Source organism: Amycolatopsis sp. NPDC104587 (assembly GCF_055583645.1).
In genome coordinates this window covers 618065-639063 of the sequence record NZ_JBVJNO010000004.1, presented here as the reverse complement: position 1 = coordinate 639063, position 20999 = coordinate 618065, and the positions used below count along the sequence as shown (strand labels likewise).

Annotated in this window: 18 protein-coding genes; 10 read left to right on the top strand and 8 right to left on the bottom strand. The window is 67.6% G+C overall.

The window, feature by feature from the left end; genetic code table 11:
* Positions 1 to 122: 122 nt before the first annotated feature.
* Positions 123 to 947, bottom strand: a complete 825-nt coding sequence (locus ACZ61C_RS14900) for a basic amino acid ABC transporter substrate-binding protein (RefSeq protein WP_465306785.1) — start codon at positions 945 to 947, stop codon at positions 123 to 125.
* 138 nt (positions 948 to 1085) lie between these two features.
* On the opposite strand from ACZ61C_RS14900, the gene ACZ61C_RS14895 reads away from it, so the two are divergent.
* From ACZ61C_RS14895 to ACZ61C_RS14885, 3 genes are read left to right on the top strand one after another with little or no spacing between them, the layout of a single operon-like run.
* Positions 1086 to 2753, top strand: a complete 1668-nt coding sequence (locus ACZ61C_RS14895) for a circularly permuted type 2 ATP-grasp protein (protein WP_465306783.1) — start codon at positions 1086 to 1088, stop codon at positions 2751 to 2753.
* A gap of 10 nt (positions 2754 to 2763) precedes the next feature.
* Positions 2764 to 3711 carry an alpha-E domain-containing protein gene (locus ACZ61C_RS14890; RefSeq protein WP_465306781.1) on the top strand — a complete coding sequence of 316 codons (948 nt, stop codon included), beginning with the start codon at positions 2764 to 2766 and terminating at the stop codon, positions 3709 to 3711.
* Entirely contained in the window at positions 3708 to 4550 is an 843-nt protein-coding gene (locus ACZ61C_RS14885; RefSeq protein ID WP_465306779.1) for a transglutaminase family protein, read from the top strand. Before ACZ61C_RS14890 ends, ACZ61C_RS14885 begins: the two co-directional genes overlap by 4 nt.
* Before the next feature lie 89 nt (positions 4551 to 4639).
* On the opposite strand, the gene ACZ61C_RS14880 is transcribed toward ACZ61C_RS14885, so the two are convergent.
* A complete protein-coding gene (locus ACZ61C_RS14880; protein WP_465306777.1) occupies positions 4640 to 6061 on the bottom strand; it encodes a M20/M25/M40 family metallo-hydrolase in 1422 nt (473 codons plus the stop codon).
* A gap of 373 nt (positions 6062 to 6434) precedes the next feature.
* Between ACZ61C_RS14880 and pdhA the strand changes: the two genes are divergently transcribed.
* From pdhA to ACZ61C_RS14855, 5 genes are all read left to right on the top strand, one after another.
* Entirely contained in the window at positions 6435 to 7640 is a 1206-nt protein-coding gene (pdhA, locus tag ACZ61C_RS14875) for a pyruvate dehydrogenase (acetyl-transferring) E1 component subunit alpha (RefSeq protein ID WP_465306775.1), read from the top strand.
* Positions 7640 to 8632, top strand: a complete 993-nt coding sequence (locus tag ACZ61C_RS14870; RefSeq protein ID WP_465306773.1) for an alpha-ketoacid dehydrogenase subunit beta — start codon at positions 7640 to 7642, stop codon at positions 8630 to 8632. The genes pdhA and ACZ61C_RS14870 overlap by 1 nt, the downstream gene beginning before the upstream one ends.
* A gap of 16 nt (positions 8633 to 8648) precedes the next feature.
* The gene (locus ACZ61C_RS14865) at positions 8649 to 9947 is read left to right on the top strand and encodes a dihydrolipoamide acetyltransferase family protein (RefSeq protein WP_465306771.1); all 1299 of its coding nucleotides are present in this window, start codon (positions 8649 to 8651) and stop codon (positions 9945 to 9947) included.
* Between the two features lie 262 nt (positions 9948 to 10209).
* Positions 10210 to 10800, top strand: a complete 591-nt coding sequence (locus ACZ61C_RS14860; protein ID WP_465306769.1) for a TetR/AcrR family transcriptional regulator — start codon at positions 10210 to 10212, stop codon at positions 10798 to 10800.
* Between the two features lie 20 nt (positions 10801 to 10820).
* Positions 10821 to 12767 (top strand): ABC transporter ATP-binding protein, encoded by a 1947-nt coding sequence (locus ACZ61C_RS14855; RefSeq protein WP_465307046.1) that lies wholly within the window; start codon positions 10821 to 10823, stop codon positions 12765 to 12767.
* 109 nt (positions 12768 to 12876) lie between these two features.
* Here ACZ61C_RS14855 and ACZ61C_RS14850 read toward each other — a convergent pair whose 3' ends face one another.
* The gene (locus ACZ61C_RS14850) at positions 12877 to 13011 is read right to left on the bottom strand and encodes a hypothetical protein (protein WP_465306767.1); all 135 of its coding nucleotides are present in this window, start codon (positions 13009 to 13011) and stop codon (positions 12877 to 12879) included.
* A gap of 34 nt (positions 13012 to 13045) precedes the next feature.
* Positions 13046 to 13363 (bottom strand): hypothetical protein, encoded by a 318-nt coding sequence (locus ACZ61C_RS14845; RefSeq protein WP_465306765.1) that lies wholly within the window; start codon positions 13361 to 13363, stop codon positions 13046 to 13048.
* Between the two features lie 352 nt (positions 13364 to 13715).
* Here ACZ61C_RS14845 and ACZ61C_RS14840 point away from each other — a divergent pair, with 352 nt between their 5' ends.
* Positions 13716 to 14192, top strand: coding sequence for an FxsA family protein (locus tag ACZ61C_RS14840; RefSeq protein WP_465306763.1), 477 nt, complete (start codon positions 13716 to 13718; stop codon positions 14190 to 14192).
* Between the two features lie 76 nt (positions 14193 to 14268).
* Here the strand turns inward: ACZ61C_RS14840 and ACZ61C_RS14835 are convergent, their stop codons facing one another.
* A complete protein-coding gene (locus ACZ61C_RS14835; RefSeq protein ID WP_465306761.1) occupies positions 14269 to 14727 on the bottom strand; it encodes a very short patch repair endonuclease in 459 nt (152 codons plus the stop codon).
* Between the two features lie 53 nt (positions 14728 to 14780).
* On the opposite strand from ACZ61C_RS14835, the gene ACZ61C_RS14830 reads away from it, so the two are divergent.
* Positions 14781 to 16088 carry a DNA cytosine methyltransferase gene (locus tag ACZ61C_RS14830; RefSeq protein ID WP_465306759.1) on the top strand — a complete coding sequence of 436 codons (1308 nt, stop codon included), beginning with the start codon at positions 14781 to 14783 and terminating at the stop codon, positions 16086 to 16088.
* On the opposite strand, the gene ACZ61C_RS14825 is transcribed toward ACZ61C_RS14830, so the two are convergent.
* The 3 genes from ACZ61C_RS14825 to ACZ61C_RS14815 form a co-directional block, all read right to left on the bottom strand.
* Positions 16081 to 17907, bottom strand: a complete 1827-nt coding sequence (locus ACZ61C_RS14825; protein ID WP_465306757.1) for a DEAD/DEAH box helicase — start codon at positions 17905 to 17907, stop codon at positions 16081 to 16083. The genes ACZ61C_RS14830 and ACZ61C_RS14825 overlap by 8 nt on opposite strands.
* Positions 17908 to 19314, bottom strand: a complete 1407-nt coding sequence (locus ACZ61C_RS14820) for a ParB N-terminal domain-containing protein (protein ID WP_465306755.1) — start codon at positions 19312 to 19314, stop codon at positions 17908 to 17910.
* 67 nt (positions 19315 to 19381) lie between these two features.
* Entirely contained in the window at positions 19382 to 20020 is a 639-nt protein-coding gene (locus ACZ61C_RS14815; protein ID WP_465306753.1) for a hypothetical protein, read from the bottom strand.
* Positions 20021 to 20999: the final 979 nt, after the last annotated feature.

Genomic DNA, 20999 nt, shown 5'->3' with positions numbered 1-20999 from the left:
GGTCCTGTCTGCCGCGCTCCCGTCGCCCTGCACTTCCTTTGACGCTCCAAAAAGGGTTTGTTGCCCCCCCCCCGAAACCCCCTTGTGCCCTGGCCCAAAACCCCCCCCCACAGGCGGGGGTCTTACTGGGTGGGGTTACCGGGCAGCCAGGTCGGCGCCTTGCCGAACCACTTCTGGTAGATCTGGGCGTAGGTGCCGTCCGACACCGAGGCCTTCAGCGAGTCGTTGATCGCGGTCACCAGGGCGGAGTTGCCCTGCTTGACGCCGATCCCGTAGAACTCGTTCGTCTTGAACTCCTTCACCACGGCGGTGTCCGGGTTCGTCTTGACGAAGTCGTAGAGCACACCGTTGTCGTTGACGCCGGCGTCCACGGTGCCGTTCTTCACGGCCTGCTCTTCCAGGGCGAGGTCGTCGAACGTGACGATCTCGGCACCCTTCGCGTTCTCCTTGGCGTAGTCGGCGCCGGTGGTGGCCGACTGGACGCCGATCTTCTTGCCCGCGACGTTGCTGAAGTCCTTGATCGGCGAGCCGGCCTTGACCAGCAGCGCCTGCGTGGCCTCGAAGTACGGCTCCGAGAAGTCGAACTTCTGCTTGCGCTTGTCGGTGATCGTCATGCCCGCGGCGGCCAGGTCGCACTGGCCGCTGTTCATGGCCTCGCCGGACTCGATGTTCTCGAAGGCGATGTCGACGATGTTCTGCTGCACACCGAGCTTCTTCGCGACCAGGTCCACGAGGTCGACGTCGAAGCCGACGATCTTGTCGCCCTGCTTGACCTGGAACGGCTGGTAGGGCAGGTGCGTGCAGGTCGTGAGCTTGCCTGACGCGATGAGCTGGACACCGCCGGCCGCCGTGCCGCCGTCGTCGCCCCCGCACGCGGTCAGGGCGGCGGCCGCCAGGGCGAGCGCCGGGATCAGGGCGAACGCCTTGAGTTGGGGTCCTCGGGCCACGTCGTCACTCCTCGTAGTTCTCAGTTCGTGAGAGCACGCATATTGCCACTCATCCATACCAAAGCACAGCACTGTCGAGTTACAGCGACGTTTCGCACCGCGCCCACCGGTGTGGGAGTGTCGCGCACGAAGGGGCACGTGAGTGAGGATGTCGTTCATGAACGCGACCCCGCCCCGGCTGCCCCGTCCGGTCGACGTGCGCGGAAGGCGGCGACCAGCAGGATCACCCGGCCGGGGGCACGGTTCGACGGGTACCTCTCACCGGAACGCCCGCACGCGGGCGCCTACGACGAGATGTTCGCCGCCGACGGCACGGTCCGGGGGCCCTACCGGGCGCTGTACGACTCGATCGCCGCGCTCGACGCGCACGACCTCAACTCCCGGTCGCTCGCGCTCGACCGGGCGATGGTCGACCAGGGCATCACCTTCTCGCTGTCCGGCCAGGAGCGGCCGTTCCCGCTCGACCTGGTGCCGCGGGTGATCCAGGCCGCCGAGTGGTCGAAGATCGAGCGCGGCGTCGCCCAGCGCGTGCGCGCGCTCGAAGCGTTCCTCGCCGACATCTACGGCGACCGCCAGATCCTGCGCGAGGGTGTGCTGCCACGGCGGCTGATCACCTCGTGCGACCACTTCCAGCGGGAGGCGTTCGGCATCAACCCGCCGAACGGCGTGCGCATCCACGTGTCCGGGGTGGACCTGGTGCGCGACGAGGAGGGCACGTTCCGGGTGCTGGAGGACAACCTCCGCAACCCGTCCGGGGTGTCGTACGTGATGGAGAACCGGCGCACGATGGCGCGGGTCTTCCCGGACCTGTTCGCCCAGCACCGCGTCCGGCCGGTCGGCGACTACGCGTCGCACCTGCTGCGGGCGCTGCGCGCGGCGGCCGCGGCGAACGTCGCCGACCCGATGGTCGTCGTGCTCACCCCCGGCGTCTACAACTCGGCCTACTTCGAGCACTCGCTGCTGGCGCGGCTGATGGGTGTCGAGCTGGTCGAAGGCCGTGACATGTTCTGCCGCGACAACGTCGTCTACCTGCGGACCACCGAGGGCGAGCGCCAGGTCGACGTCATCTACCGGCGCATCGACGACGAGTTCCTCGATCCCGTGCACTACCGGCCGGACTCGGTGCTCGGCGTCGCCGGGGTGCTCAACGCGGCGCGCGCGGGCAACGTCGTCGTCGCGAACGCCGTCGGCAACGGCGTGGGCGACGACAAGCTCGTGTACACCTACGTGCCGGAGATGGTGAAGTACTACCTCAACGAAAAGCCGCTGCTGCCCAATGTGGACACGTTCCGCTGCTGGCTGCCGGACGAGTTCGACCACGTCATGGCGCACCTCGACGAGCTGGTCGTCAAGCCCGTCGAAGGCTCCGGCGGGTACGGGATCGTCTTCGGGCCGGAGGCGACGAAGAAGGAGCTCGACACGCTGCGCCGGAAGGTGCGCGCCCACCGGCGCGGCTGGATCGCGCAGCCGGTGGTCCAGCTCTCAACCGTGCCGGCCAAGGTGGACGACCGGCTCGCGCCGCGGCACGTCGACCTGCGGCCTTTCGCGGTGAACGACGGCAAGGAGATCTTCGTCCTGCCGGGCGGGCTGACGCGGGTGGCGCTGCCGGAGGGCAGCCTGGTCGTCAACTCTTCGCAGGGTGGCGGCTCGAAGGACACGTGGGTGCTGGCGTCCCGCGCTTCCAGCGTCGAACGCGAACTGGAGCAACCGGCGCTCGGTGCGATGTCCACTGTGGACGGCCTGGCCGCCGAACAGGGGCCCGAGCTGTCGGCGTCCCAGCAGCAGCAACAGCAACAGCAGAGCTAGGGAGGTTCGAATGCTGGCACGCAACGCGGAGTCGCTGTACTGGATCGGCCGGTACGTCGAACGCGCCGACGACACCTCCCGGATCCTCAACGTCTCGGTCCACCAGCTGCTGGAGGACGCGACGGTCGACCCGGACCACGCAAGCCGTCAGCTCCTGGCCGTCCTGGGCATCGACACGCCCAACGGGGAGACGCTCGACGTCTGGAAGCTGACCGAGCTGGTGGCGTACGCGAAGGACAACCCGGCGTCGATCGTCGGCTCGATCAACTCGGCGCGCGAGAACACGCGCGGCGCCCGTGAGGTCGTCTCGACCGAGCTGTGGGAATGCTTGAACGCGACGTGGAACGCGGTGCCGGACCGGCAGCGGTACGCGCGCCGCGCCGGGCCGCACGCGTTCCTGTCGTTCGTGGAGGAGCGCGCGGCGATGTTCGCCGGCCTCGCCGACTCGACGATGTCGCGGGACGACGGCTGGCTGTTCATGGTGCTCGGCCGCTCGATCGAACGCGCCGACATGGTGGTGCGGCTGCTGCTGTCCCGGGTCGCGGACCGCGCGTCGTCCCCGGGCTGGATCACGGTGCTGCGCTCGGCCGGCGCCCAGGACACCTACCTGCGGACCTACCGGGGCGCGCTCGACGCCGGGCGCGTTGTGCAGTTCCTGTTGCGGGACACGCTGTTCCCGCGCTCGGTGTTCCACGCCTTGCGGCAGGCGGAGGAGTGCCTGCAACGGCTCGACCCGGGCGGCGGCTCGCGCAGCAACGAGAAGTCCGAGGCGCTGCGGGAGCTCGGCCGCGCCCGCAGCGAGCTCGAGTTCCTGCGCCCGTCGGACCTGCTGACCGACCTGCCGCGGCGGCTCGGGGCGCTGCAGACGTCGATCAAGGACATCGGCGAATCCGTGTCGATGCAGTACTTCAGCACGTCGCCGTGGGTGGCGTGGAGCGGTGCGGAGGTTTCGCTGTGACCTGGCAGCTGCGCGTGGCGCACCGGACGGGGTACCGGTACGCGACACCGGCGACGCAGTCGTACAACGAGGCGCGCCTGACCCCGCGTTCGGACCGCCGTCAGACGACGGTCGCGACGCGCATCGAGACGACCCCGGCGACCCGCGCCTACCGGTACACCGACTACTGGGGCACCGTCGTCACGTCGTTCGACCTCCACGCGCCGCACACGGAGTTCGCGGTGCTGGCGACCTCGGTGGTCGAGACGGCGGACGAAGCCGAGCCGATCCGCACGGCGACGTGGAAGGACCTGCGTTCGGACACGGTCGTCGACCACCGCACCGAGTACCTGACGCCGACCGACTACACCCCGCGTGACGTCGCTCTGGCGCGCGAGGCCCGTTCACTGCGGACCGGGCTGGATCCGGCGGACGCGGTGCTGGCGGTGTGCGAGTGGGTGCACAAGCAGCTGAAGTACCAGCCGGGCACCACCGGCGTGCACTCGACGGCGACCGACGCGTGGAAGGCGCGCGAAGGCGTATGCCAGGACTTCGCGCACGTGACGCTGGTGATGCTGCGTGCGATCGGCGTCCCGGCGCGGTACGTGTCCGGGTACCTGCACACCAAGCGGGACGCGAAGCTCGGCGAGGTGGTCGAGGGTGAGTCGCACGCCTGGGTCGACGTCTGGACCGGCGGCTGGTGGGCGTACGACCCGACGAACGCGATCCCGGTCGGCCCGCGGCACGTGTGGGTGGCGATGGGCCGGGACTACGCCGACGTGGCGCCGTTGAAGGGCATCTTCACCGGCGGCGGCCAGTCCACCCTGGACGTCTCAGTCCACCTAACCCGCCTGGGCTGAAGCGCCCCAATGTGGCCTTCGGTGCGTCTGACGCACCCAAGGCGGCCTTCGGTGCGTCAGACGCAACCAAGGCCGCCTTGGGGCGCTCGTCAGCCGCGGGCGTGGGCGTCCAGGATGTGCGCGACGGCCTCGGTGACCTGCTGCGCGTACTCGAGGTGCAGCCACTCGTCCGGCACGTGGATGTTCGAGTCGGACCCGCACGCGCCCGTCACCAGGAACTGCGCCTCCGGGTACTTCCGCGAGAGCAGGCCCATGAACGGGATCGAGCCGCCCATGCCGGTCGCGCGGTGCGGCTGGCCGAAGACGTCGTCGCTGACCGTGCGCAGGGCCGCCGTCAGCCACGGGGACTCGGTCGGGGCGTTCCAGCCGTCCTCGGACTGCGGGTTGTCGCCGAAGGTCACCTTCGCGCCGTACGGGACGTCTGTCGTCAGAGTCCGCTTCACGGCTTCGAGCGCCTTCGCGGCGTCAGCCGTCGGCGGGAGGCGGAAGCTCAGCGTCAACGTCGTGCTCTCGCGCAGGACGTTGCCCGCGTCGGCCGGCTTCGGGAAGCCGTCGGCGCCGATGATCGACAGCGTCGGGCGCCACGCGTTGTTGAGCATCAGCTCCAGCGCGTCTTCGGTGATCACACGCCCGCCTTCGACCAGCGGGAACGCCTTCGACAGCGCCTCGGGGAAGTCCTGCGAGACGGCCTTGAGCTCCGACAGCCGGTTCGCCGGGACGTCGACCTTGAGCTCGTCGAGCAGCAGCTCGCCGGTCGCGCTGTCCTCAAGCCGTTCGATCAGCTTCCGCAGCACGCGGAACGAGCTGGCGACGACCCCGGACGCGATGCCGGAGTGCTGGGCCGAGCCCAGCAGCTGCACGGTGACGTCCAGGTGCAGCATCCCGCGCAGGCTCGTGACCAGCCACAACCGCTCGTAGTCGCTGCCGCCGGCGTCGAGGCAGATCACCAGCGAGACCGCGCCGATGCGGTCGGCCAGGTGGTCGACGTACGCCGGGAGGTCGGGGCTGCCGGACTCCTCGCCCGTCTCCAGCAGCACGACGATGCGCGCGTGCTCACCGCCGGCCGCGTGGACGGCTTCGATCGCCGCCGTCGCCGCGTAGCCGGAGTAGCCGTCGTCGACCGAGCCGCGGCCGTAGAGCCGGCCGTCGCGGATCACCGGCGTCCACGGGTCGAGGCCCTCGGACCAGCCGCCGACCGGGGGCTGCTTGTCGAGGTGGCCGTACATCAGGACGGTGCCCTGGTCCGCCGCGCCCGGGGTCGCCGGGACGTCGACGAGCAGCAGCGGGGTCCGGTCTTCGAGCCGGACGACCTCGAGCGTCGCGCCGGGCAGCTCGCGCGCGGCGATCCACTCGCGGACGTGGTCGACGGCGGCGGCCAGGTGCCCGCTCTTCGCCCACTCGGCGTCGAAGGCCGGGGACAAGGCGGGGATCGCCACCAGCCCGGACAGACTCGGGATGACGTCGTCGGTCCAGGTGGACACGACGGATTCACGAACGGATTTGTGCTCCACGAGATCCATCGTGCCACGGGGGTCCCGGCGTGCGGCACATCACAACGGCGTCCCCCGACCAGGTGATCACGCGGGCGCACGGCGGCGTGCGCGTGCGGCCACGCCTGGTGAACGGGCGGACCGATTCCCTACTCTCGTAGGTCCGATGCTCGGGCTTCCTAGCGTTTTCCCTGTTCAGAGCCCCTTTCTCAGCAACAAATCAGCAACCGCGTCTGACCAAAGCCACGACCTTCGTGCCAGGATGTCGGCGTGAACCGTCAACGCCGACGGTGACCGAGCGCTTCGGAGACCCGAGACGCTGGTCCCCGCCGGTGCAGTCGCTGTGGTCGCCACAAGCGGCCGCCAGAGGCACCGACACCGAGGAGTACCGCCCATGCCGTCCGAACAGTGGACGCACCCGGAGCCTGGAGACGGGCCGGCCGCCGCCGCGGCCCAGCCGTCCCCCGAGCAGGTGATCGCCGGATTGCGAGCGACCAGCGAAGGTGGCGCTGAGCTGACTCAGCTGCTCACCCCCGAAGGCGAGCGGGTCCCGTCGCCGCAGTTCGACAAGTACGTCGAGGACATCGACGACGAGGCTCTACGCGGCCTGTACCGCGACATGGTGCTCGTCCGCCGCGCGGACCGTGAGGCCAACGCGATGCAGCGTCAGGGCCAGCTCGGCATCTGGGTCCCGCTGCTCGGCCAGGAGGCTGCGCAGATCGGCTCCGGCCGCGCGCTGAAGAAGAACGACATGGCGTTCCCCAGCTACCGCGAACACGGCGTCGCGTACGCGCGCGGGGTCGACATGAAGGACCTGCTCGGCATCTTCCGGTGCACCGACCACAGTGGCTGGGACTACCAGGGCACGGGCTTCCACCCGTACACCATCGTGATCGGCAACCAGGTGCTCAACGCCGCCGGGTACGCGATGGGCCAGAAGTTCGAGGGCAAGGTCGGCGACGACGACGGCGAAGCGACGATCTGCTACTTCGGTGACGGCGCGACCTCACAGGGCGACGTCCACGAAGGATTCGTCTGGGCCGCGGTCTACGACGCGCCGCTGGTGTTCTTCTGCCAGAACAACCAGTGGGCCATCTCCGAGCCGACCGAGCGCCAGTCGCGCCTGCCGCTCTACCAGCGCGCCCGCGGCTACGGCTTCCCCGGCATCCGCGTCGACGGCAACGACGTCCTGGCCTGCCTCGCGGTGTCCCGCTGGGCGCTCGACGAGTGCCGCCACGGCAACGGCCCGGTCCTGATCGAGGCGTTCACCTACCGGATGGACGCGCACACGACGACCGACGACCCGTCGCGCTACCGGCTCTCCGACGAGCTCGAAGAGTGGAAGCTCAAGGACCCGATCGAGCGCGTCCGGGCGTTCCTGGCCCGCAAGGGCGGCGCCGACCACGACTTCTTCGACCAGGTCCAGGCCGAGGCCGACGCCTTCGCCGCCGACCTGCGCGAGTACACGTTCAACATGCCCGAGCCGCCGCCGGAGCGGATCTTCAGCAACGTCTACGCCGAGGGCAACCCCGTCCTCGAGGCGCAGCGCGAAGAGTTCCTGTCCTACCTCGACGGCTTCGCCACGGCGGGTGAGCACTGATGACCGACCTCCAGAAACTCACCATCGGCAAGGCGCTCAACCTCGGCCTGCGCCGCGCGATGGAAGAAGACCCCAAGGTCCTGATCATGGGTGAGGACGTCGGCAAGCTCGGCGGCGTCTTCCGGATCACCGACGGCCTGCAGAAGGACTTCGGCGAGCAGCGCGTGCTGGACACGCCGCTCGCGGAGTCCGGCATCATCGGCACGGCGGTCGGCCTGGCCGTGCGCGGCTTCCGGCCGGTCTGCGAGATCCAGTTCGAGGGCTTCATCTTCCCGGGCTTCGACCAGATCTCCTCCCAGCTGGCGAAGCTGCACTACCGGACGCAGGGCAAGGTCAAGATGCCCGTCGTGATCCGGGTGCCGTTCGGCGGCGGGATCGGCGCGGTCGAGCACCACTCGGAGTCGCCCGAGTCGCTGTTCGCGCACATCCCGGGCCTGAAGGTCATCTCGATCGCGAACGCCGTCGACGCCTACTGGGGCATCCAGCAGGCGATCAAGTCGGACGACCCGATCCTGTTCTTCGAGCCGAAGCGGCTGTACCACTCGGGCGCGCTGCGCGCGGAGATCGACACCGACGCCGCGGCGCCGCGGGTGTTCTCCTCGCAGGTGGTCCGCGAGGGAACCACGGCGACGGTCGTCGCGTACGGCCCGTCCGTTAAGGTCGCGCTCGACGCGGCCGCCGCGGCCGAGGACGAGGGCAAGTCCCTCGAGGTCATCGACCTGCGCACGCTCTCGCCGCTGGACCTCGGCCCGGTGTTCGAGTCGGTGCGCAAGACCGGCCGGCTCATCGCGCTGTCGGAGGCGCCATCCGAATCGTCCCTGACGTCGGAAATCGCCGCGCGGGTTCAGCAGGAGTGCTTCTACTCGCTGGAAGCGCCCGTCCTCCGGGTGACCGGGTTCGACACGCCGTACCCGCCCGCGAAGCTCGAGGAGCACTACCTCCCCGACCTGGACCGGGTGCTGCACGCCGTCGACCGCTCACTCGCCTGGTAAGGGGGATTTCCGCGCAATGCCCACGTACAAACAGTTCCCCCTCGCCGACACCGCGGAGGGGCTGACCGAAGCCGACATTCTCGCTTGGCAGGTGAAGCCGGGCGACACCGTGACGGTCAACCAGATCGTGGTCGAGATCGAGACCGCGAAAGCCGCCGTCGAGCTGCCGATCCCCTGGGCCGGCGTCGTCACGGAGCTGCTCGTCGAGCCGGGGCAGACGGTGGAGGTCGGCACGCCGATCCTCACCATCGACGTCGACCCGGGCGGTGCCGCCGCGGCCGCACCCGCGCCGGTCGAAGAACCCGCCGAAGAAGAGATGAAACCGCTGGTCGGTTACGGCTCCAAGACGGTCGTCACGCAGCGGCGGGCCCGAAAAGGCGCAGCACCCGAGCCCGCTCCGGCTGTGGTTGCCGCTGCTCCGGCTCCTGCGGCTCCTGCGGCTCCGCGCGGCGGGTACGTCCCGCTCGCGAAGCCGCCGGTTCGGAAGCTCGCCAAGGACCTCGGCGTCGACCTGCACGCACTCACCGGAACCGCGGACGGCGGCGTCATCACGCGTGATGACGTCGAGCGCGCCGCGAACGGGACTCCAGTCGCACCTTCCGTTGTCGACAGCGGATCGCGCGAGCGGCGCGTCCCGATCAAGGGCGTCCGCAAGATGACCGCGGCGGCGATGGTGCAGAGCGCGTACACCGCTCCGCACGTCACGGAGTTCCTGACCATCGACGTCACGCCGATGATGGAGTTCCGCGAGAAGCTGAAGAAGTCGCGGGAGTTCGCCGGCGTGAAGGTCACGCCGCTGACGTTCGCGGCGAAGGCCGTGTGCCTGGCGGCGAAGCGCACCCCGGACATCAACGCGGTGTGGGACGAAGCGGCGCAGGAGATCGTCTACAAGGACTACGTCCACCTCGGGATCGCGGCGGCGACGCCTCGCGGTCTGATCGTGCCCAAGGTCCGTGACGCCGACTCGCTGTCGCTGAAGGAGCTCGCGGGCGCGCTGACGACCTTGACGGACGTCGCCCGCGAAGGCAAGACGTCGCCGGCCGACATGGCAAACGGCACGATCACGATCACCAACGTCGGCGTCTTCGGCGTCGACACCGGCACGCCGATCATCAACCCGGGCGAGTCCGCGATCCTGTGCCTCGGCGCGATCAAGGACCAGCCGTGGGTGGTCGACGGCGAGATCAAGGTCCGCAAGGTGCTCCAGCTGTCGCTGAGCTTCGACCACCGCGTGGTCGACGGCCAGCAGGGCTCGGAGTTCCTGGCCGACGTCGGCGCCCTGCTGGCCGACCCGGCCATGGCGATGACGTACTGAGAGGTCCGTGGAGGGGTGCCGCGAGGGCGCCCCTCCACGGCTTCCGCTCCAGCTCGTGCTGCTTGGTGCCGCCGAGGATCGCTTCGACCTCCTCAGTCGCGGCCATGCTCGCCATGCGGGAGCCGTCGCCGCGGCGGTGCCCTGGCAGGAACCGGCGGCCCCGGATTTGGAGCCGACCCATACTCGCTTGACGGAGTGAGCACTCACTCCGCACACTGGTGCCATGACACCAGCACCAGAGACCCGGCGAAGAGCGCCGGGCATGAGCGTCGAAGCGCGGCGCGCCATGATCGTGCACGCGGTGCTCCCGCTCCTGATCGACCACGGCGCGAACGTGACGACCAGCCAGATCGCCCGCGCCGCCGGCATCGGCGAGGGCACCATCTTCCGCGCGTTCAAGGACAAGGACGAGCTCTTCGACGCCTGCACGGCGGAGGCCCTGCGCCCCGACCACGTGCTCGACGCGATCGCCGAAATCCCCGTCGACCAGCCGCTCGACGACCGGCTCGTCGAGGCCGCCGAAGCCCTCGGCGCCCACCTCGAACGGATGGGCGCGCTGATGGGCGCCCTGCACGCGTCCGGCCGCGTCCGCCACCGCGACCCCGAGCAGCGCCTGAAGGACCAGCGCAGCACGTTGAAGGGCGGCCGCCGCGAGTCGATGACCGCCATGCGCGGCGCGATGACCGAGCTGTTCGAACCCGAGAAGGACCGGCTTCGCCTGCCGCCCGAGCAGCTGGCCTCCCTGTTCCTGACCCTGCTGTTCGGCGGCCGCCGGATGGCCCCGGACGACGACGCGCCCACCACGCGCCAGGTGGTCGACGTCTTCCTGCACGGCGCCGTGGAGGCCCCGTGATCCCGGGCGGTGGGGGCGGGATGGAGTTCCTGATGGCCCGGCGGGGCCGGCGGCGCGCCATCTCGACGGTTCCGGAAAGCGGCCTGACCGGCCCGGTCGACATCCCGGAGCCCAAGCAGGACAACCAGCCGAAGGACTGGCGCTCCCGGCTGAAGCGCGCGAAGACGTCGGTCTCGGGCACGGTCCGCGGCCTGCCGAAGGTCGTGAAGCTGACGTGGCAGGCGAGCCCGATCCTGACGATCCTGCTGGCGCTGATCACGCTGCTCTCCGGACTCCTGCCGACAGTGACGGCGTACATCGCGAAGCTGCTGCTCGACTCCGTCGTCGCGGCGATCCAGCACCGCGGCACAACGGCCGACATCGTGAACGTCGCGCTGTTCCAGTTCGGCGTGCTCGCCGCGACGGCCATCAGCAGCGCGCTGACGTCGATCGCGCAGTCCCTGCTGCAGGAGCGCATGACGCTGACCATCCGCCACCAGGTGATGGCGCACGCCAGCGAGCTGCACCTGGCGTACTTCGAAGGCTCGACGTCGTACGACATGCTGCGCCAGGCCGCGCAGGAGGCGCCGACGCGGCCGCTGTCGATGATGAACTCCGCGCTGGGGCTCGTGCGGACGACGATCACGTTCGGCAGCATGATCGCGCTGCTGGTGGCCGTCAGCCCGCTGCTGGCGCTGGTCGCGCTGCTCGCGCCGATCCCGGCGTTCATCTCGCAGTCGAAGTACGGCTCGCGCGCGTTCTGGCTGACCTTCCTGATGTCGCCGATCAAGCGGCGGATGGACTACCTGTCTTCCCTGGTCACGACGGACACGTACGCCAAGGAGACCAAGCTGTTCGGGCTCGGCCCGTACTTCGTCGACCGGTTCCGCCGGCTCGGCCTGGTGTCGTACGAGCGGCAGCGGAAGCTGACGATCAACCGCAACATCAGCTCGACGTCCTGGGGGCTGCTCAGCACGTTCGCCGGCTCGGCGATCGCGTTGTACATCGCGCTGCAGGCGGTCGGCGGGCACCTGACGCTGGGCGACCTGGCGCTGTACACGGCCGCGGCGACGTCCGTGCAGACGTCGGTGTCCGGGCTGTTCACGGCGTTTTCGGGGATGTACGAGAACAATCTCTACCTCGACACGCTGTACCGCTTCCTGGACACGAAGCCCGAGATCACGGCGCCTGCTTCGCCCCGCCCCATGCCGTCCACAGTGGAGGGACACATCGAGTTCGACTCGGTGACGTTCGCCTACCCGGGTTCCGAAGAACCGGCTTTGGAGGACGTCAGCTTCGAGATCCGCCCGGGCGAGACGGTGGCGGTGGTGGGCCGCAACGGCGCGGGCAAGTCAACGCTGTTCAAGCTGCTGTGCCGGCTATACGACCCGACCGCCGGCAGGATTCTTTTGGACGGCGTGGACATCCGCGAGTACGACCCGGTCGAGCTGCGCACGCGGATCAGCGCGATGTTCCAGGACTACGTGACGTATCAAGGAACGGCGGCGGAGAACATCGGCCTGGGTGATCTTTCACGGCTGGAGGACCGCCCGCACATCGAGGACTCGGCTCGCCGAGCGGGCGCGGACGAACGCATCGAGCGCCTGCCCGGCGGCTACGACAGCCCCCTGGGCCGCTGGTTCGACCAGGGCGTCTCGCTGTCCGGCGGCGAATGGCAGAAGATCGCTTTGGCGCGGGCGTTCCAACGGGAGGCGCCGTTGTTGATTCTCGACGAACCGACATCGGCGTTGGACGCCCAGGCGGAGCATGACCTGTTCTCGCGACTGCGGGAGCTGTCCGAGGGACGGACGACGCTGTACATCTCGCACCGGTTCTCGACGGTGCGGCAGGCCGAGCGGATTCTGCTGCTGGACCACGGGAAGGTGGCGGAGTACGGAACGCACGAACAGCTGATGGCGGCTAAGGCCGGGTATGCGGAGCTGTTCACCCTGCAGGCGCAGGCGTACCTGGACGAGATCCCGAGCTAGGACCTCAGGGGAGCGTCCGGTGCCGGACGTGCTGGTCGGGGATCTCGGTACCACCGCGGCACTCGACGTTGCGGAGGTTGAGCCACCGTTCGGCGCCGCGGGGGACCACCTACGGCCGGATGCCCTCCCACTTGGCGATCGACAGCGTGACGGTGTCCAGCACGCTGTCGATCAGCCAGACCATCCGCTCGCGGCCGTCGAACTGGGCGCGGCCGAAGGTGGTCCGGTCGGCGCCGAAGACCACGCCGTCGAAGCCCGAGGTCGGCGAAGACCGCGTTCTAGAACCGGACGCCGGTGAAGTCGAAGTCCAGGACCCGCCAGGTGCCGAGGTGCCGGGCGAGCCGGGTGCGAACCATCCGCAGGACGGCCTGCCGCACCTCGTCTTCGTTGGGCGTCACGACGTCGGGCTGCAGGCGCAGGTACCCGCAGAGGACGTCGACGCAGACCTGCCGCTTGTCGGCCCGGTCGTCGGCGAGACCGGCGAGGGCGTAGACGCCGGTCAGCCGGACGGCGGGGCTGTCGTGGGCGAGCTGTTCGGCGGCGGACCCGAGTCGTTCGTTGAAGCCCTGCTTCCGGTAGTTGACAGCGAGCAGCACGCCCCGAACCCGGCGATCACGGCGAGGGCGATCTTTAGCAGGTCCAGCGGCTGGTCAACGCCGAACACCCCGGCGGCCGGCAGCCGTGGCCAGCCGAGGAACCAGAGGAGACCCGCACCAGTCCCGGCGGCGACGACCCCGGCGATGACGAGCCACCCGAGCACGGAGAGCGAGATCCCACCCCCGGACCCGCGGCAGCTCAGGCAGCCGAGGCCGCCTCCGCGCGACCACGATGGCGCCGAGCATCGCGGCGGCGATGAGGAGCCAGCAGAGCCAGCCAGACACGAGGGTGAGATAGCCGGTGCGTCGGAGGGCACGGGAGCAAATCGGACAGCTCGTTCGTTGACCGGGTATGGCTGTCGCGTTCCTGCTTTACGTCTTCGCCGAGATCGCCGCGATCTGGGCGGTGGGCTCGGCCGTGGGTGTCCTCGGCACGCTGGGCCTCCTCCTGGCCGGCGCGTTCCTGGGCTCCTGGCTGGCCCGCCGCGAAGGCGGCAAGGCAATGCGGGCGTTCATGTCGGCGGCCCGGGCGGGGCAACCGGCGGAGAAGGAACTGACCGACGGGATGCTGGTCGCGCTCGGCGGGGTGTTGATCCTGGTCCCGGGGTTCGTGAGCGACGTATTGGGGTTGCTGTTGATGCTGCCGCCGTCGCGGGCAGTGGTCCGGCGGTGGTGGCTGCGGCGGGCGGAGAAGCGAGCGGTCCGGTTTGCCAACCAGCGGCGGGGGCCGGTGATGGTGGTGGACAGTGAGGTGGTTCCGCCCACGGGGGAGCCGAGGCGCGACCGCGACCAGCCGACAGTGATTGAAGGCCGGGTCATCGAGGGCTGAACAGCCGTAACGACACGCGAGCTGATGCTGCTAGGCGTTTGCCCGTGCGGTCCTTAAGATCGAACGCGTGTTCGTACTACGAGATCGCGGCCTCGATTGCCGAGACGGCATCGCGCAGCGGCACGTGCTCCCAGATGCGGACCACGCGCCAGCCCGCATCTTCGAGCGCTTCAGTCACCAGCTCATCGCGGCTCATGTTGCGCCGGAGCTTCGGCGTCCAGTACCACTCGTTGCTGGTCGGCTGACGTCCGTGCTGCGGGCAGACGTGCCAGAAGCAGCCGTCGACGAAGACCGCGACCTTTCGCTTGGTGAAGACGATGTCAGGACGAACACGCACACTTTCGAGCACTATCGGCAGGTCCTTGCGGTACCGATAACCAAGCCGATGCAGTTCCTTACGAAGAGTCACCTCAGGCTTGGTGTCCGTGCGCTTGTTGGCTCGCATGTTGCGCGAGCGGCCCTCGCTGGCAGCAGCGGGATAGGGCTTCGGCTTAGCTGCTCCATCAGTTGGCGGGTGTGTCACGCGGCGCGCCATGCGCCAGATAGTCTCAGGCACTACCTCGCCACGCCACCCTGGGAAGGACTCCGATGACCGGCGCTCCCGACGACAGCTCCTTCGAGGTCGTTGAACTCTGCGCTGGCGCGGGTGGCCAGGCCCTGGGTCTCGAGCGAGCCGGGTTCAGGCACCGCCTTGCGGTCGAGCTGGACTCCAATGCCTTCACGACCTTGCACACCAACATTCCAGGCAAGATTGAGATCAACGAAGCGGAACGCGACATCGTCCAGCAGGGCGACGTCGCCGACCCCGCCATCTTCAATCCCGAAGATCACCGCGAGGTGGCGTTGCTCGCCGGCGGAGTTCCTTGCCCTCCCTTCACGATCGCTGGCAAGCAGCTCGGTGCAGACGATGAACGTGACCTCTTCGCGTGGGCTGTGGAGCAGGTGGACAAGGTCCGGCCGCGCGCCCTGATGCTGGAGAACGTCCGCGGGCTCAGCCTGCCCCGGTTTTCGGGTTACCGGCAGTACGTCCTGGACCGGCTCGCCGAGTTCAAGTACGTCGCCGAATGGCGGTTGCTCAACGCGTGCGACTTCGGAGTGCCACAGCTCCGGCCCCGGTTCGTCCTGGTCGCAATGCAAGAGGACGACGCCAAGTACTTCCAGTGGCCCGAGCCCATCGAGGAGCAACTCACCGTCAGTGCCGCCATTCACGACCTCATGGGCGCCAACGGCTGGGAAGGGCTCGAGCAGTGGATAAAAGATGCTGACAAGATCGGGCCCACGATCGTCGGTGGTTCCAAGAAGCACGGTGGCGCGGACCTGGGACCGACCAGGGCCAAGCGCGCATGGGCTGAGCTGAGTGTCGACGCGATGGGTGTAGCGGATGCCCCGCCCGCACGGGACGCCAAGTTCAACACCGGCACGAACAAGGCTCCCGGGCCGAAGCTGACCACCGAGATGGTCGCCCGCATCCAAGGATGGGGAAAGGGCTACGAGTGGGAGTTCACCGGCCGGAAGACAACTCGCTACCGGCAGATCGGCAACGCATTCCCGCCCCCGGTCGCTGAAGCCGTGGGATCAGCGATCTTGAGGGCGCTCAAGCACGAGGGCGAGGTCGTCTCACGTGAGACCTCAAGCCACGATCCCGTTTACAAGGTGCTCCGGGAACTTGGCGGACTGGTACCCGCCGATGTGATCGTCAAGCGCGCGAAGCTTCGTTACGGATTCGCTGAACTCGAGGAACGCATCACCCAGCTTCGCCGTGACTTTCACATCGTTCGCGAGCCCACGGAAGATGGAAGTCTCACCTACAAGCTTGGCGAGTTCAAAGCATTCATCGGTCAGGCAGACCACGAGCGCCACGAGAAGTTCCTCCAGAACCGGGCCAAGATCAGCTGAGCTCCGGCTTCCGGACGTGCCGCAGCAGGGCCTTCACGTCCGCGGCGTCCATGCCGGCGATGACGGATGGTTCTTCGAGCGGGTCGCCGAGCTGCTGGACTGACGCATCGTCGAGGAGCTTGCCCATGAACTCGAGCTTCTCGTTGAGCCTCAGCGCCACAACCTCGTCGACCGTTCCGCTCGCCGCCAGGATGGTTATGCGGGTCTCGATGTCAGGTGCCAGGCCGAGCCGGTGAATGCGGTCCAGGCTCTGCAGGAAGCGGCCAGCCTGGAAGTCCCGGTCAACGTAGACGGCGTCGTGGCAGACCTGGTGCAAGCTGATCCCCTCACCCAGGGTGGCCGGGTTCGAGATGAGCACGGCGCAGTCCGGATCAGTACGGAAGGCTTCGATCTGCGCGTCGCGGTCAGGCGTACCCCCGTGCACGACAGCAGGGTTGAAGTCGGCGAGGAGAACTTCGAGAGTCGTTATGGAGCGGACGAAACTGGCCCACACCAGTGTCTTCCGGTTCCTCCCAGCGTTCTCCTTGACTATGGCGAGTACCTCTTGGTACTTCGGTGGCATCTCATATTCGGAAAGAGAGCCGAGCAGGGTGTGCAGGGGGTCGCTGATCGGAATCTCCAGCGGCGGCACCTGGAGGGACAGCGGCTCGTACCGCGAGGTTCCCTCAGACAGCAGGGCGGGGCTGGTCGCTGCCATGATCAGCCGAAGTACGGTTCGCCCGAGCGCGTCGAAGTCGGATCGGCTTCGTTCGGCTCTAGCGGTGAACCGGCCCACGATGGCGTCGTAGATCTCCCGGTGGAGCGGGGGGAGATCGACCATGCGCATGCCCAGAGACACTGGCGGCAGCCCGAGCTCGTGCTTGGTGGTCCTGGTGTAGAGGGGTTTGAGCACGCGGCTGGCGTAGATGAGATTGCCTCCGTCGATGGCCTCGTTGACGACCCGTTTTCCACGACCAGGCCAGACGAAGGCCAGCAAGCTTTCCAGGTCTTTGGGACCATTCGGAGCGGGAGTACCCGTGAGGATCATCCTGATGACACTAAGCGGCCCGAGAGCCATGCAGGCAGCTCCGTACACACCAGCCGTGCCGAGCTTCATCCGGTGTGCTTCGTCCAGGATCATCATCGTCGGCGCCGACTCCAGCCAATCGGTGATGCTCCCCAAGGAGCGCTCCAGGCGCTCGTAGTTCACCAGCAGCACGTCCGCGGACGACGAAGGCCTGCCGTCGTAGACCTGGACGTCCAGTGCGCTGGCGAAGCATTTCTCGCTTTCTTCCTGCCACGCCTCGTACGCCGACTTCGGGCAGACGACCAGCAAGCGCTGGACCCGCTGGCGCCGGCGGAAGATGGAAAAAGCGGCCAGCGCCACGCGGGTTTTGCCCGCTCCGGGGACACTGAAGTTTGCTCCATGGCCCAGTGAAACGAGCTTTGCTATGTCTCGCCGCTGGAACGGCGTGAGATCCCCGGTCCAGGTGGGATCCAGCTCGCGCGCGACGTCTTCTTCCTGGACGACGAGGTCGTCTTCTTCACCGGCGAGCAAGCGCTCCGAGCGTTCCGCATCGCTGATCATCTCCGTGACGAGAATGCGGAACGAGTCCTCCCAGACCACTGAGTCCGGAGCCGGCCAGCCCGCCAGGGCCTCGACACCCCCGATGAACTCATCGATCGGTACCGCCGCAGCAAGGCGCTCAGTCATCTGGCCACCCGGGAACGCGGCCAGCAGGCTAGCCAGGTTCTCGCGGAACTGGTTCACCGTCTCCAGCTTCGCCTGCGTCCGCGTGAGGTCAAAACCGATGATCAGGCTTGGACCATTGTGCTCCACTCAGGACTCCAGTTCGAGAAGCTGTCGTAGCCAGACGGTGCCTTCGCTCTCATCCTCGACCGTCCGGCCCACCTCGACAGCGAGTTTCCGCAGGCTGCGGCGGAAACCCATGAGCGCGTCGTTGAACGTCTCTTCGTCAAATGCGCGAGTCGCGCGCGACATGGCCAGCTCTGTGACGCACTGGTCGATCTCAGCGGTAGCAGAGTTCAACCGGTCAGGCGCCGCTTGCTTGCGCTTTTGCAGCTGCGCGTTACGCCCAGCAAGCTTGATCGCCTTATCCATCGCTTCCTTGAGCTCTGCCGGCTTCTCGGCAAGCTCAACCGCATACCCGCTGGCGTGAGTGATCTCGACCGTGCGCGCCTTCAGCACGGTGTCCGTCAGTTCCTTGGCGGTCGCCACATCGTCCGACGCGCCCTTGACCGAAACGCCCAGCCCTGGGATCGCAACCTTCGATGGAGCCGGCTCCGGCCTGAGGTCGGCCGGCAGCGCGCTGTTCAGGTAGCGGGACTGGAAGTCCGACTCGATGAAGCGAACGTCAGTCTTGGAGAAACCGAGCATGATCGCCGCGAGCCTAGACTCCTTGGTCAGTTCCGCGCGGTCACCACTCGTCGCCAGATCCTTCTGGTAACGCCTGTGCAGCTCCTTCAGCTTCTCCTGGTGATCCTCGAACGCGATCAGCGGAATGCGGTGGCCGCTCACCTCGCTGCGTTCGATCATCGACTTGATACACGCGAAGACCCACTGGTCCTGCTTGCAGGCCGGCACGGTGCTGCGGAAGATCGCGGCGATCTTCGCGATCGGTATGCCTTGGCTCACCAGCTCGTCGATCGCCAGCAGGCGGTTGATGTACGAGTAGTCGCGGCGATGCTCCCTCCTCAGCTGCAGCGACAGCTCGACATCCCGGATGTCGGTCCAATCGCAGGACTCCGGGAGCACGGCGACCCTGATGGGCTGCTGCGGTCCGCCCATCTTCAGCAGGGCCGCACGCCGGGTGTTGCCGTTCACGAGCACGCCGTCGCGGGTGATCAGCCCCGGCTCGGTCTGCTCGTAATCTCGCAGGCTTTCTGACAGCTCGGTAAAGGCCGGGTCGGTCCTGCTGGGATCTGCTGGCAGCGCCTGCAGGAGATATCCGAGGTACTCCTGGCTCGCGCTGCTCCAGGGGTCTTCGTCAACGAGCTGGTCGAGCTGCGGATCGTGACTGCGCTGGGCACGGATCCGGTGCGTCGCCGGGTTGTAGTACAGGTCACCGGCCGGCATCTGGATGACGTCGAGGTGCACTTGACTGCCTCGCCAGTCGACGGTCTGCGTCTCGCGTGAGCCGCCGGCCTCGACCACCTCTTTGAGGCGGCGCTCGATGAGGGCGCGGTTCTCGCCGGACCTGGGCGGCCGTCCGTAGTCCTTGATCATGGTTCTCCTGTACTACCTACGTACGCAGCAACGGCAAACGATATCCCGGTCCATGGCGCGGGCCTGGTCAGCCCAGAGAATCACGCACCGCGGCGCGTGCGTCCGCTGGCAACGTCTTGTACTCAGACCATGCCCGCTCAGCTGGGTTGAAGGGACGCTCTTCCGCGTCCATCCACGAGGCCAGGAGCTTCCGCTCGTCTGGTGTCAAGGCGTTCACGCGATCAATCACGGCAGGGAGGTCGACCGAAAGGTCCTTCGCGCCGATCCGGCACTTCTTGCACTCGGTGACCAGCTGCTGTTCAACGCTGCCATCTGACAGCTCGACATCCCTGCGCGCGATGTCGAGCTGGGCACCTTCGAAAGTTTCCGGATAGAGGTCTCCCGGCGCGATCCCGCACGAGCGGCACATGTTGCCGTCTCTGGAGATGATCTCGCGCCGGCGTACCGCCCCGATCGCCGCAGCGGTTTGCGGCCTCGAAGCCATGCCCTTCTCCCACACGGGCTGGCCGCTCTCCACAAAGCGCTGCTGGGCCGACGTCAGAGACGGGTCTTCCCGGTTCGTGTCGATACGCCAACCAAAGCTGCGCAGGTCACGCATCCGGCGATCGATCTGCGAGACGCCCGGGAATGCTGCGCGCATCTCCTCCTTGGTGAACTCGTTTCCTTCACCAACGACGTCGAGCAGCCACAAAGCAACGCGTTTCATGGTCCCCAGGTTGGGATCTGTCCAGGACGGGCGCAAGGCTTACCTTCACTTTCTGTTCGCGGCCGAGCGCGCTGCGCCGGCTGCTTCGCGGAGCGGGCGACACGCCCGGAACTTCTTTCTTTGTAGCACGCTCGCCAACGCAAGAAGCGGCCTGCATGTTTACAAGATCTGTAAATAAAGCAATCTCAATTCAAGATCATCTGCAAGTTCAATGGGCCACGCGACGCCTCAAGCTGCACTGATGCCTTTACGGCCAGCCGAAGAGCGACCGTAGATCCTCGACGATGCACGATTGAAGGCTACTTCGCCACTTCGCTGCTTCGCACGCCTTCGCAACACAGGCGACAACGCGGCCCGAAGCGCGCGAAGGACTGCTACGCTCACTAAGCCCCGACTAGCAGTCACTGCAGTCGACACCGATCCGCAGCCGCACGCTCACCCAGGAGGCCGACACACCAGAACACACGTGGACAACCCGTCACATCACAGGCTCGCGCCAGCGTCAGAGCGACTCGAGCCGGCAGTCAAGGGTGACCTCCCTCGCGCAAGCGAAGCGCCGGTCCTGCCCTCTATTAAGTGCACCCAATTCGAAAGGGAAGCAGATGAAGCTCGGGCACGCCGGTGGGCGTTACCCTTCGGGCTCGACGACTGAACAGCGTCGCCTTGCCGATCTCGTCGTCCAGCTGTGCAAGTGCATGGAGGCCCGGACGCAGGCCGAGCGGGCAAGGCAGTTGTGGGTGTCCCCAGCAGCGTTGTCACACTTCGCCAACGCGCGCAGGGTTCCGAGCTCCAGCACTTTGGAGCGCATGTATTCACTGGCGCAGCAGGGCGGCCGCGCCCCGCTGCCGTGTGCCCTGCCATCCCTTCTTGACCTGCGGGAAATCGCCCGGTTACGACTGAGCTTGTCCCGATTCGCGTTACTGGAGCCGTCACGAGCTGACGTCCCAGTGTCGATTCAGACTGAATCAGCGGATCTCAC

Excerpts from the sequence above, each read along its gene's own strand:
- ACZ61C_RS14890 (WP_465306781.1), top strand. The coding sequence starts at position 2,764 with ATGCTGGCACGCAACGCGGAGTCGCTGTACTGGATCGGCCGGTACGTC.
- pdhA (WP_465306775.1), top strand. The coding sequence starts at position 6,435 with ATGCCGTCCGAACAGTGGACGCACCCGGAGCCTGGAGACGGGCCGGCC.
- ACZ61C_RS14870 (WP_465306773.1), top strand. The coding sequence starts at position 7,640 with ATGACCGACCTCCAGAAACTCACCATCGGCAAGGCGCTCAACCTCGGC.
- ACZ61C_RS14865 (WP_465306771.1), top strand. The coding sequence starts at position 8,649 with ATGCCCACGTACAAACAGTTCCCCCTCGCCGACACCGCGGAGGGGCTG.
- ACZ61C_RS14860 (WP_465306769.1), top strand. The coding sequence starts at position 10,210 with ATGAGCGTCGAAGCGCGGCGCGCCATGATCGTGCACGCGGTGCTCCCG.
- ACZ61C_RS14855 (WP_465307046.1), top strand. The coding sequence starts at position 10,821 with ATGGAGTTCCTGATGGCCCGGCGGGGCCGGCGGCGCGCCATCTCGACG.
- ACZ61C_RS14840 (WP_465306763.1), top strand. The coding sequence starts at position 13,716 with ATGGCTGTCGCGTTCCTGCTTTACGTCTTCGCCGAGATCGCCGCGATC.
- ACZ61C_RS14835 (WP_465306761.1), bottom strand. The coding sequence starts at position 14,727 with ATGGCGCGCCGCGTGACACACCCGCCAACTGATGGAGCAGCTAAGCCG.
- ACZ61C_RS14830 (WP_465306759.1), top strand. The coding sequence starts at position 14,781 with ATGACCGGCGCTCCCGACGACAGCTCCTTCGAGGTCGTTGAACTCTGC.
- ACZ61C_RS14820 (WP_465306755.1), bottom strand. The coding sequence starts at position 19,314 with ATGATCAAGGACTACGGACGGCCGCCCAGGTCCGGCGAGAACCGCGCC.
- ACZ61C_RS14815 (WP_465306753.1), bottom strand. The coding sequence starts at position 20,020 with ATGAAACGCGTTGCTTTGTGGCTGCTCGACGTCGTTGGTGAAGGAAAC.